Raw genomic sequence first — 11731 nt, 5'->3', positions numbered from 1 at the left:
GAGAACCGACCCGTGCCCGACCTGTCCAAGCTGCCACCCGACTTCCTCTGGGGTGTCGCCACGGCGGCGTACCAGATCGAGGGGGCCGTCGACGTCGACGGCCGGGCGCCGTCCATCTGGGACACCTTCTCGGCGACCCCCGGCAAGGTCGACAACGGCGACACCGGCGCGGTGGCGTGCGACCACTACCACCGGTGGCCGGAGGACCTGGCGCTGGCGCGCCGACTCGGCGTGGACGCGTACCGTTTCTCGGTGGCCTGGCCCCGGGTCATGCCCGACGGCATCGGGCGGGTCAACGCCGCCGGGCTGGACTTCTACGATCGGCTCGTCGACACGTTGCTCACCGACGGGATCCGACCGTTCGTCACGCTCTACCACTGGGATCTGCCGCAGGTCCTTCAGGACCGGGGTGGTTGGCCGGAGCGCAGCACCGCCGAGGCGTTCGCCGACTACGCGGCGGTGGTGGCCGCCCGCCTCGGTGACCGGGTCGCCGACTGGTGCACTGTCAACGAGCCGCTCTGCGTGTGCTGGATCGGGTACCTGGAGGGCAACATGGCCCCAGGCGAGCGGAACCTCACCCGGGCGGTGCACGCCTCGCACCACGTGCTGCTCGGGCACGGCCTGGCCACCCAGGCGATCCGCGCCAACGCCGCCCGGCCGGCCTCGGTGGGTCTGGTGGTCAACCTCAGCCCGATCGAGGCGGCAACCGACCGACCCGAGGACGTCGCGGCGGCCCGTCGGGCGGACGGGCACGTCAACCGGTGGTGGCTGGACCCGATCCACGGGCGCGGCTACCCCGCCGACATGATCGCCACCTACGGGGTCGAGCCGCCGGTACGCGGCGACGACCTTGCGGTGATCGCCACGCCCACCGACTTCCTCGGGGTGAACTACTACTTCCGTCAGCTGGTGGTCGACGATCCGGCCGGGCCGCCGCCGTACGCCCGGCAGGTGCCGGTGCCCGGCTCGGTGGAGACCGCGATGGGGTGGGAGATGTACCCCGCGGGCCTGGAGCGGCTGCTGGTCGACGTGCACGAGGAGTACCGGCCGGGCCGGATCATCGTCACCGAGAGCGGCTCGGCCTGGCCGGACGAGGTCACCGCGGACGGGACGGTGGAGGACAAGGAGCGCACCGACCACCTGGAGCAGCACCTGGCCGCGTGCGCGTCGGCGGTGGCCCGGGGCGTGCCGCTGGACGGCTACTTCGTGTGGTCGCTGCTGGACAACTTCGAGTGGGCGTACGGCTACGACAAGCGCTTCGGGCTGGTGCATGTGGACTACGCCACCCAGCGCCGGACGGTGAAGGCGAGCGGCCTGCGCTACGCCGACCTGATCCGCGCCCACCAGCGTCTCGCCAGGGCGACCGGCACCGCCACGCCGGTGGCCTGAACGGGGGCTGGCGGGCTCCGCGCCCTGGGTGCCGCGTCAGGCGACACCCAGGGCGTCGGCGCCCGCCGCTCAGTCCAGGACCCGGCGGGACAGCGACGGCGGCAGCCGGCCGGCGAGCAGCCATCCGGCGCCGGCGGCGATCACCAGCAGCCCGCTGACGAGCGCGGCGAGGTGCGCGACGGGCACCGCGCCGAGCGGGTCGAGGTCGCGGTGCAGAGCTGCGGTCAGCGCCAGGTATGTGCCTGTTCAGGCAAAGCGCCACATGCGCCCACCCCGGCGGGTAACCTGCGCCAATGGCCGCAGCACCCGACGAGGTCGAGCAGCCCGACAGCGGGCGCCGAGTGTCCGACACCGACCGGATGACGGCGTTCAGCGACGGCGTCTTCGCCATCGTCATCACGCTGCTCGTCATCGAGCTGCGGGTGCCGGAATACCACGAGGGTGAGTTGCTGGCCGGGCTGCTCGACGAGGGAGCGTCCTACCTGGCCTTCGTGGTGTCCTTCGTCTACATCGGGGTGCTCTGGCTCAACCACCACGCCCTGGTCCGACTGATCCGCGGCACCACCCTCACGCTGAGCTGGATCAACCTCGGCATCCTCTTCGGCGCGGTGATCATCCCGTTCCCCACCGCCGTGCTGGCGTCCGCGTTCACCCACGGCGACACCGACGACCAACGCGCCGCCGTCGCCCTGTACGCGCTGGCCGCCGCCCTGATGTCGGCCCCCTGGTTGGTGTTCTTCGGCTATCTGCGCCGCCACCCGGCGCTGCTCCGACGCGGGGTCACCCCGCAGTACGTGCGGACGCAGCGGCTGCGACCGGTCACCGGCCTGGTCCTCTACGGGCTCAGCGGTGTGCTCGGCTGGTTCGTCAGTCCGCTGCTGGGCCTGATCGGCGTCATCGTCATGATCACCTATCACGCGGTGACCAGCGAGGGGCTGCCCCGGTGGCTCACGCGTCGCTGACCGTTCGCAGGCGATGCAGGTCGGCCGGGGTATCCACGTCGACCGACGAGCCGACGTCGTCGCAGGGCACCTCGACCACCAGGTCCGGCCGGTCGCGCAGCAGGTCGCGGGCACCCCGGTCACCGATGGCGTACCCGTCCAGCAGCGGCCAGGTCTCCCGGGGCAGCAGCACCGGGTGTCCCGGCCGGCCGGCGTAGGTGGCGACCGCGACGGCCGCGCCCCCGGCGTAGGCCCCGCGCACCCGGCGGACCGCGACCGGGCTGAGCAGCGGCTGGTCGACGAGGGCCACGACAGCAGCCGGTACGTCGGCCGGCAGCGAGGCCAGGCCCCGGCGCAGCGACGAGCCCATCCCCTCGAACCAGCGGTCGTGGCGCACCGACACCGCGCCGGGCAGGTCGGGCACCTCGTCGGCGCCCGCACCGAGCACCACGTGCACGATCGCGCAGCCGCCGTCGCTCAGCAGTCGGACCCCGCGCCGCACCAGCGACTCGCCATCCAGCTCGACCAGCGCCTTCGGCCGGCCGTACCGTCGCCCCGCACCGGCGGCCAGCAGCAGCCCGGCGGTCACCGGCAGGTCCGGCACCCGGCTCACCTCCCGTACGGAGGGCTTTGCGTTATTCGCCCTCGTCTGTACCGGTAAGGCTAGTCTGGGCCGGTGCAGAGCGGACCGGAGGACGAGACGAGCACCGACGAGCGGCACTCGTCCCGGGTGTCGTTCGAGGTCAACGGCGCATCCCGCGAGGTGCGGCTGGACAACCGCACCACGCTGCTGGACACGCTGCGCGAGCACCTGGGCCTGACCGGGGCGAAGAAGGGCTGTGACCACGGCCAGTGCGGCTCCTGCACCGTGCTGCTGGACGGCCGCCGGGTGAAGAGCTGCCTGGTCTTCGCCGTCACGCTGGACGCCCGGTCGGTGGTGACCGTCGAAGGGCTGGCCGGGCCGGACGAGCTGTCCCCGTTGCAGGCCGCGTTCATCGCGCACGACGCGTTCCAGTGCGGCTACTGCACCCCCGGGCAGCTCTGCTCCGCCCGCGGCATGCTCGACGAGATCGCCCGGGGCTGGCCCAGTGCGGTCACCGACGACCTTGACGCACCGGTCGAACTGACCGACGCGGAGATTCGCGAACGGATGGCCGGCAACCTGTGCCGCTGTGCCGCGTACCCACACATCGTGGCGGCCGTGCGCGAGACGGCGACGGCGCGATGAGGGCGTTCCGCTACCACCGGCCGACCGACGTGGCCGACGCGGTCGCCGTGCTCGCCGCCGAACCGCAGGCGGTGTACCTGGGCGGCGGGACCAACCTGGTGGACCTGATGAAACTCGGGGTGCAGCGCCCTGAGGTGCTGGTGGACGTGACCCGGCTCCCGCTGGACACCGTCGAGGAGTTGCCCGGCGGCGGGCTGCGGATCGGCGCGACGGTACGGAACAGCGACCTGGCGGCCCACCCCATGGTCCGTCGGGACTACCCGGTGCTGGCCCGCGCCCTGCTCGCCGCCGCCTCCGGGCAGCTGCGCAACATGGCCACCACCGCCGGCAACCTGTTGCAGCGCACCCGCTGCGTCTACTTCCAGGACACCGGCAAGGCGTGCAACAAGCGCGACCCGGGAAGCGGTTGCGCGGCATTGCACGGCCAGAACCGCGACCTGGCGGTGCTGAACTGGTCCGAGCAGTGCGTGGCCACCCACCCGTCCGACCTGGCCGTCGCGCTGGCCGCACTCGACACGGTGGTCGAGGTGCACGAGGCCGACGGCGCCCGCGACATCCCGATCACCGCCCTGCACCGCTCCCCCGGCACCCACCCGGAGCGAGAGACCACCCTGGCCCGGGGCGCGCTGATCACCGCCGTCCGGTTGCCGTCGCTGCCGGCCGCGCGCCGCTCGACGTACCTCAAGGTGCGCGACCGGGCCTCGTTCGCCTTCGCCGCCGGCTCGGTGGCCGCGGTGCTGGACCTCGACGGCGACGTGATCCGCGACGTGCGTCTGGCGTACGGGGCGGTGGCGCACCGGCCGTGGCGGGCGTACCGGGCCGAGGAGGAGCTGCGGGGTCGACCGTTCAGCCCCGAGCTGGTGGCGAGGGCCGCCGACGCCGAGCTGGCCGAGGCGCGGCCGTTGCGGCACAACGGCTTCAAGCTGCCGCTGACCCGGGCCATCACGATACGGGCGCTCAGCGAGCTGGCCGGGCAGGCGACGTCGTGACCACCGACGCGGTCGGTCGGGCGTACCCCCGGCTGGAGGGCCGCGAGAAGGTCACCGGCGCGGCCCGGTACGCGGTGGAGTACCCGGTGGACGGGGTCACCTACGGGTGGGCGGTGCCGTCGGCGGTGGTCCGGGGCCGGATCACCCGGGTCGACACGGCGGAAGCACTCGCGTCACCCGGTGTGCTGGCCGTCGTGCATCACGGCAACGCGCCCCGCCTGGCGCGCGGCCCCGAGATGGAGCTGTGGCTGTTGCAGGAGCCGACGGTGCACTACCGGGGGCAACTGATCGCGGTGGTGGTGGCCACCAGCCTGGAGGCGGCCCGGGAGGGCGCCCGGCTGGTCCGGATCGACTACGACGCCGGGCCGCACAGCACCGTGCTCACCGCCGACCATCCCGGGCTGTACCGGCCGGACCACGTCAACCCCAGCTACCCGACGGACACCGCCGAGGGCGACTTCGACGCCGGTTACGCGGCCGCCCCGGTGCGGATGGACGCCACCTATCGAACGCCGGCGTACCACAACAACCCGATGGAGCCACACGCCACGACGGCGCAGTGGCGCGACGGGCGGCTGCTGGTGCACGACTCCAACCAGGGCGCGTCTCCGGTGCGGGCCACGCTGGCCGAGCTGTTCGAGCTGCCCCCGGAGTCGATCCGGGTCGTCGCCGAGCACGTCGGTGGAGGTTTCGGCAGTAAGGGGTACGCCAAGGCCGCGGTGGTGCTGGCCGCCCTCGCGGCCCGGCACGTCGACCGGCCGGTCAAGCTGGCGCTGACCCGCCAGCAGCTGTTCGGGCCGGTCGGCTACCGCACCCCCACCATCCAGCGGGTCCGCCTCGCCGCCGACGCCGACGGGCGACTCACCGCCGTCTGCCACGACGCGATCAGCCAGACCTCGACGATTCGGGAGTTCGCCGAGCAGACCGCCGTCTACACCCGCAGCATGTACGCCGCACCCCACCGACGCACCACGCACCGGCTGGTCCGCCTCGACGTGCCCACGCCGTTCTGGATGCGCGCTCCCGGCGAGTGCCCCGGCGCGTACGCCCTGGAGTCGGCGATGGACGAACTGGCGACCACCGTGGGGATCGACCCGGTGGAGCTGCGCATCCGCAACGACGCGGAGGTCGACCCCGACCAGGGACGACCGTTCACCAGCCGCAACCTGGTGGCCTGTCTGCGTGAGGGCGCCCGACGGTTCGGCTGGGCGGACCGGGACCCGACACCCCGTGCCCGACGCGACGGGCGCTGGCTGATCGGCACGGGTGTGGCCGGGTCGAGCTACCCGGCCCGGGCCAGGCCGTCGTCGGCCACGGCCACCGCCCGGCCCGACGGGGGCCTCCTGGTCCAGATCAACGCCACCGACATCGGCACCGGTGCCCGGACGGCGATGTGGCAGGTTGCCGCCGACGCGCTCGGGGTACCGCCCGAACGGGTGGAGATCCGCATTGGTGACAGCGACCTGCCGACCGCCCCGTTGGCCGGCGGCTCGATGGGCACCGCCAGCTGGAGCTGGGCGGTGATCCGGGCCTGTCAGGCACTGCGCGACAAGCTGCGGGACCTCCCCGGTGGGGTGCCGCCGGACGGCGCGGTGACCGCCGCGGCGGACACCGCCGACGAGGTGGGCGGGCAGTCCGCGCTGCCCCGGTACGCGTACGGGGCGCAGTTCGCCGAGGTGCGGGTGGACGCGGACACCGGTGAGGTGCGGCTGAACCGGATGCTCGGGGTGTTCGCGGCGGGCCGGGTGGTGAACCCGACGACGGCGCGCAGCCAGCTCATCGGCGGCATGACGATGGGGCTGTCGATGGCGCTGCACGAGGAGGGCCTGCTCGACGAGCGGTACGGCGACTGGGTCAACCACGACCTGGCCACCTATCACATCACCGGCTGCGCGGACGTGGAGTCCATCGAGGCGTACTGGCTGGACGAGCGGGACGACGAGCTGAACCCGGCCGGGGTGAAGGGCATCGGCGAGATCGGCATCGTGGGGACGGCGGCGGCCGTCGCCAACGCGGTGCACCACGCCACCGGTGTACGGATCCGGGACCTGCCGATCCGGTTGGACAAGCTCATCGGATCATCAGCCTTGGCTTAAATAAGTTGCTGGTGATATAACTGTCGTCGTGCACGCCTTCGACGTGCTGGGCGATCCGGTCCGGCGCCGCATCCTGGAGCTGCTCGCCAGCGGCGAGCAGACCGCTGGCGCGGTCAGCGCGGTCATCCGCGACGAGTTCGGCATCACCCAGCCCGCCGTGTCCCAGCACCTGAAGGTGTTGCGGGACAACGGCTTCGCCACCGTACGGCCGGAGGGCACCCGGCGGCTGTACGCGGTCGACCCGCGCCCGCTGCGCGAGGTCGACGGCTGGCTGGAGCACTTCCGCCGATTCTGGACGCCGCCCCTGGCGGCACTCGCCACCGAGCTGGCCCGGGGCCGACGCGAGCGTCGGCTGCGCGGGCCCGCCGACCCACCCGACGAGAGGAACACCTGATGTTCGACGCGACCGAGCAGATCAACGCCGTCCAGCGGCAGGTCGGCAGCCGCACCCTGGAGGCCGGCGAGGCACGGGTGACCACGATCAGTCAGACCTACCACGCGACCGTCGAGGATCTGTGGGACGCCTGCACCAACGCCGAGCGCATCCCGCGCTGGTTCCTGCCGATCTCCGGCGATCTGCGGCTGCACGGCACGTACGAGCTCCAGGGCAACGCACACGGCACCATCGAGAGCTGCGAGCCGCCGCACCGCTTCACCGCCACCTGGGAGTACGGCGACGAGGTGAGCTGGATCGAGGTGCGACTCACCCCCGTCGACGACGAGCGGACCCGCCTCGATCTGGACCACATCGCCCACGTCGACCAGGACCGGTGGGCCCAGTTCGGGCCGGGCGCCGTCGGCGTCGGCTGGGACCTCGGGCTGCTCGGCCTCGCCACGTACCTGTCCGGCGACGGCGGCGGGGTCACCCCGGAGCAGAGCGCCGAGTGGAGCGCCTCCGACGAGGGACGGCGGGCCATGGAGCTGAGCAGCCGGCTGTGGGGTGAGGCGAGCATCGCCGCCGGCACCGACGCCGACGAGGCACAGGCTGCCGCCGAGCGCACCACCGCCTTCTATACCGGCGCACCGGCCGCCTGAGCACCGGGGCCCGCACCGCCGCCGCAGGCCGGAGAACCGCCGCGGCGGTGCGGGTAACGTGCTGCGGCATGACCGGTACGCCGTACTCACACTGCTCCTACTGCGGGGCCACCTACCCGGCGGCGGCCGACTGGCCCCGGGTCTGCGCGGCCTGCGGCGAGACCGTCTGGCGCAATCCGCTGCCCGTCGCGGTGGCGGTGCTACCGGTCCGCACCGCCGGGAGCCTGGGCGTGGTGGTGGTCCGCCGGGACATCGAGCCGGCCCGAGGGCTGCTCGCGCTGCCGGGCGGCTTCATCGAGTACGGCGAGGAGTGGTCCGACGCGCTGGTCCGTGAGTTGCGGGAGGAGACCGGGCTGGTCGCGGCGGCCGAGGACGCCCAGCTCTTCGCGGTGCACGGCGCGCCAGCGGGCGCCACGATGATGATCTTCGGGGTGCTGCCCGAGCGGGCGGCCGAGGACCTGCCGCCGTCGGCGCCGACCGAGGAGGCGACGGAGTGGTTGGTGCTCACCGACCCGACCGAGCTGGCATTCTCCACCCACACCCGAGTCCTCGCCGACTTCCTCACCCGCAACCGCCCCACCTGACCCCACCCTCCGCCGTTCGCCCCGGGTAACGGCACAACCGCGCGGCGCGGGTCAGGCGGTCGCCGGCGGCGCCTCGACGACCGGCAGCAACACCCGGAACGTGGTCCGGCCGGGCTCGGTCTCCACCCGGATGTCACCGTGGTGCTTGTTGACGACGATCCGGTACGAGATGTCCAACCCCAACCCGGTGCCCGCACCGACCGGCTTCGTGGTGAAGAACGGCTCGAAGATGCGTGGACGCACCTCCGGCGGGATACCGGGGCCGGTGTCGGTGATCTCCACCGCCAGCAGGTCACCGACTCGTCCGGTGCGGACGGTCAGCACACCCTTCTCCCCCATCGCGCCCAACGCGTTGTCGATGAGGTTGGTCCACACCTGGTTCAGCTCGGCCGCGTAGGCCGGTACGGGTGGCAGGCTGCGGTCGTACTCGCGGACCAGCTTGACCTCGGCGGGGATCTTCCCCTTGAACATCACCAGCGTGGCGTCGAGCAGGTCGTGCACGTCCACCACCCGGTGCGGCGCGCGGTCCAGCTGCGAGTACTGCTTGGCGGCGCCCACCAGACCGGAGATCCGGGTGACCGCGTCGCCGATCTCGCGCATCAGCAACTCGGTGTCGACGGTGTAGGTGAGCCAGCGCACCGCGGCCTCCAGGTCGGCGGGGCCGACCGCCGCCTTCACCTGCGCCAGCCAGGCCGTGTCGAGCCCGCCGCCCACCAGGATCGGCGCCAGGTCCCAGGCGCCACCGACCCCCTGCTCCTCCAGCCAGTCGGTGAGGGCGTCCTCAGCGTCGGCGGTGGCCATCGGGGTCAGCTTCGGCGCGGTGGCGACCCGGGCGACCGCCTCCTCCTGCAACGCGACGAGGCCGTGCAGGGCGCTGCCGTCGAGCCGGCCGTCGGCGATCATGGCGAGCTTGTGCCGCATGCCGGCGACCCGGTCGCGCAGCACCGAGGTGGCCCGCACCGCCGCCGCAGCCGGATTGTTCAGCTCGTGGGTCAGCCCCGCCGAGAGCGAACCGAGAGCCAGCAGCCGCTCCCGTTCACCCACGATGGTCTGGGAGTCCCGCATGCCGAAGAACAGCCCCTCCAGCAGATGCATGGGCATCGGGAACCAGGACCGCAGGGCGTGCGCGAAATCCTCCGCCGGCAGCACGAAGAAGTCCGAGTCGGTCACCGCCCGCAGGCTGTTGCGGTAGACCTGCTCGACCTGGTCGCCCAGGTACGCCTGGACGGCCCCGCCGTACACCCCGCGCTGGTCGGTTCGGCTGACCTCGACGTCGTCGCCGCGCACCTGCCGGCTCAGCGCCACCGCGCCGCGCACCAGGACGAAGAAGCAGGTCGCGGCCTCGCCCTCGGCGTACACGAGGGTGCCCCCGGCGCGCTGCTCGACCCGACCGCGCTCGGCCAGCCAGTCGAGCTGCCCGTCGTCGAGGGACTCGAACAGGAACAGGGTGCGTAGCTGCGCGGGTGTCAGCCGCTCAGACTGGCTGGTCATTGGCCCTCCTTCGTTCGCGACTGCGGGGCTCGCAAACCCGGCTCACTCCTCGCGCTCACTGAACCCCCTTCGTTCGCGACTGCGGGGCTCGCAAACCCGGCTCACTCCTCGCGCTCACTGAACCCCCTTCGTTCGCGACTGCGGGGCTCGCAAACCCGGCTCACTCCTCGCGCTCACTGGGCCTCCAGATAACGGTGCACGAGCGAGACGGCCATCGCGCCCTCGCCGACGGCCGAGGCGACCCGCTTGACCGATTCGGCCCGCACGTCCCCGGCGGCGAACACTCCCGGCACGCTGGTCTCCAGGTGGTACGGGTCGCGCGACAGCGACCAGCCGGCCGGCCGCCGCCCTCCGGTGAGCAGGTCCGGACCGGTGACGATGAAGCCGCGCCCGTCGCGGACCAGCACCCCGTCCAGCCAGTCGGTGCGGGGCTCCGCGCCGATGAAGATGAACAGCCAGGAGGCGTCGACCGAGCGGGCCTCACCGGTGCGGGTGTCGCAGAGGGTGAGCCGTTCCAGATGGTCCTCCCCCGTCCCGCCGACCACGGCGGTGTGCGGGTGCACGGTGATCCGGTCGATCCGTTCCAACTGGTCGATCAGGTAACGCGACATCGAGGCGGTCAGGTCCGCGCCCCGGATCAGCAGGTGCACCCGCGCCGCGTACCGGGAGAAGTGCACGGCCGCCTGGCCGGCGGAGTTGGCCCCGCCGACGATGTAGACGTCCTGGTCGACGCAGCTCGGCGCCTCGGTGGCGGCGGCGCCGTAGAACACTCCCCGCCCGGTGAAGTCGGCCAGCCCGGGGGCGTCGAGCACCCGGTAGGAGACCCCGGTGGCCAGCACCACGGTGTGCGCGGCGATCTCGGTGCCGTCGCCGAAACGCAGCAGCCGTGCGCCGCCGGCCTCGCTCAGACCGACCACCTCCCGGGCGCTGAGCAACTCGGCGCCGAACTTCACCGCCTGCCGCCGGGCCCGGTCGGTCAGCTGGGCGCCGGAGACGCCGTCCGGAAAACCCAGGTAGTTCTCGATCCGGCTGCTCTGCCCGGCCTGCCCGCCGGTCGCCCGCCGCTCGACGAGCACGGTGCGCAGTCCTTCCGACGCGCCGTACACCGCCGAGCCGAGGCCGGCCGGCCCACCGCCGATCACCACCAGGTCGTAGAAGTCCGACGCCGGCACCACCGTCAACCCGGCCAGCGCGGCCAACTCGGCCTCGCTCGGGGCGACCAGCGCCTTGCCCTCCGGGGTCACGACCAACGGTACGTCCGCCTCGGTGGCGCCGGCCGCGTCGAGCAGCCGTACGCCTTCCGGGTCGTCGGACAGCAACCAGCGGTACGGCACCAGGTTGCGGGCCAGGAAGTCACGGACCTTGAATGACGGCGCCGACCAGCGGTGCCCGACGACCCGGATCTCGGCGCTCGCCGCGTCCGGGGTGGCAGACCATGCCTCCAGCAGGCCGTCCACCACCGGGTACAGCTTCTCCTCGGGCGGATGCCACGGCTTGAGCAGGTAGTGGTCCAGGTCGACCACGTTGATCGCCTCGATCGCGGCGTCGGTGTCCGCGTACGCGGTGAGCAGCACCCGCCGGGCGGCCGGGAAGATGTCCATCGCCGCCTCGAGGAACTCGACGCCGGTCATCTCCGGCATCCGGTGGTCGGCCAACAGCAACGCCACCTGTTCGCCGCGCAGCTTGACCTCCCGCAACGCTTCCAGCGCCTCCGGCCCGGAGGCGGCGCGCAGCACCCGGTAGCGGTCGCCGTAGCGGCGCCGGATGTCCCGGGCCACCGCCCGGGACACCACCGGGTCGTCGTCGACGGTCAGGATCACCGGGTTCGCCATGGCGCCATGAAATCACCTCTTGAGGCTCGACCGCACCACCGCGTGAGCGCCGACGCACGGTTGACCGCCTTCGGGATGGGTAAGCCGGGGAGCCGCGCGGGCTGTACATCGACGACCCGCCCGACTGCCGCGCACACCTCGGGGGG

The 11731-nt window shown here is 72.8% G+C and carries 11 protein-coding genes; 8 read left to right on the top strand and 3 right to left on the bottom strand.

Translation table 11 applies throughout. The features are described 5' to 3' along the window. The first annotated feature begins 12 nt into the window (after positions 1-12). Together ACQEUX_RS06430 and ACQEUX_RS06425 are read left to right on the top strand one after the other, a co-directional pair. The gene (locus tag ACQEUX_RS06430; RefSeq protein WP_433042632.1) at positions 13-1389 is read left to right on the top strand and encodes a GH1 family beta-glucosidase; all 1377 of its coding nucleotides are present in this window, start codon (positions 13-15) and stop codon (positions 1387-1389) included. 293 nt (positions 1390-1682) lie between these two features. After that, positions 1683-2351 carry a TMEM175 family protein gene (locus ACQEUX_RS06425; RefSeq protein ID WP_433042629.1) on the top strand — a complete coding sequence of 223 codons (669 nt, stop codon included), beginning with the start codon at positions 1683-1685 and terminating at the stop codon, positions 2349-2351. Here ACQEUX_RS06425 and ACQEUX_RS06420 read toward each other — a convergent pair. Then, positions 2338-2934 carry a nucleotidyltransferase family protein gene (locus ACQEUX_RS06420; protein WP_433042626.1) on the bottom strand — a complete coding sequence of 199 codons (597 nt, stop codon included), beginning with the start codon at positions 2932-2934 and terminating at the stop codon, positions 2338-2340. The genes ACQEUX_RS06425 and ACQEUX_RS06420 overlap by 14 nt on opposite strands. A gap of 126 nt (positions 2935-3060) precedes the next feature. Here ACQEUX_RS06420 and ACQEUX_RS06415 point away from each other — a divergent pair, with 126 nt between their 5' ends. From ACQEUX_RS06415 to ACQEUX_RS06390, 6 genes are all read left to right on the top strand, one after another. After that, positions 3061-3558 carry a 2Fe-2S iron-sulfur cluster-binding protein gene (locus ACQEUX_RS06415; protein ID WP_433049629.1) on the top strand — a complete coding sequence of 166 codons (498 nt, stop codon included), beginning with the start codon at positions 3061-3063 and terminating at the stop codon, positions 3556-3558. Continuing rightward, complete coding sequence (locus ACQEUX_RS06410) at positions 3555-4547, top strand: FAD binding domain-containing protein (RefSeq protein WP_433042623.1); 993 nt, start codon at positions 3555-3557, stop codon at positions 4545-4547. The genes ACQEUX_RS06415 and ACQEUX_RS06410 overlap by 4 nt, the downstream gene beginning before the upstream one ends. Next, a complete protein-coding gene (locus tag ACQEUX_RS06405) occupies positions 4544-6643 on the top strand; it encodes a xanthine dehydrogenase family protein molybdopterin-binding subunit (RefSeq protein ID WP_433042620.1) in 2100 nt (699 codons plus the stop codon). Before ACQEUX_RS06410 ends, ACQEUX_RS06405 begins: the two co-directional genes overlap by 4 nt. A gap of 28 nt (positions 6644-6671) precedes the next feature. Further along, the gene (locus ACQEUX_RS06400; protein WP_433042617.1) at positions 6672-7037 is read left to right on the top strand and encodes an ArsR/SmtB family transcription factor; all 366 of its coding nucleotides are present in this window, start codon (positions 6672-6674) and stop codon (positions 7035-7037) included. Next, on the top strand, positions 7037-7678 hold the full coding sequence (locus ACQEUX_RS06395; protein ID WP_433042614.1) for an SRPBCC family protein: 642 nt from the start codon (positions 7037-7039) through the stop codon (positions 7676-7678). The genes ACQEUX_RS06400 and ACQEUX_RS06395 overlap by 1 nt, the downstream gene beginning before the upstream one ends. A 68-nt stretch (positions 7679-7746) precedes the next feature. Then, positions 7747-8262, top strand: coding sequence for an NUDIX domain-containing protein (locus ACQEUX_RS06390; protein ID WP_433042611.1), 516 nt, complete (start codon positions 7747-7749; stop codon positions 8260-8262). 51 nt (positions 8263-8313) lie between these two features. On the opposite strand, the gene ACQEUX_RS06385 is transcribed toward ACQEUX_RS06390, so the two are convergent. Beyond that, entirely contained in the window at positions 8314-9753 is a 1440-nt protein-coding gene (locus tag ACQEUX_RS06385; RefSeq protein WP_433042608.1) for an ATP-binding protein, read from the bottom strand. Between the two features lie 173 nt (positions 9754-9926). After that, positions 9927-11585: an FAD-dependent oxidoreductase gene (locus ACQEUX_RS06380; RefSeq protein ID WP_433042605.1), complete on the bottom strand. Its 1659-nt coding sequence runs from the start codon at positions 11583-11585 to the stop codon at positions 9927-9929. Positions 11586-11731 lie beyond the last annotated feature (146 nt).

Origin of the sequence: Micromonospora sp. CA-259024, from assembly GCF_050936255.1 — a bacterium.
Taxonomy (GTDB): domain Bacteria; phylum Actinomycetota; class Actinomycetes; order Mycobacteriales; family Micromonosporaceae; genus Micromonospora.
This window is presented reverse-complemented; position numbering and strand designations above follow the sequence as displayed.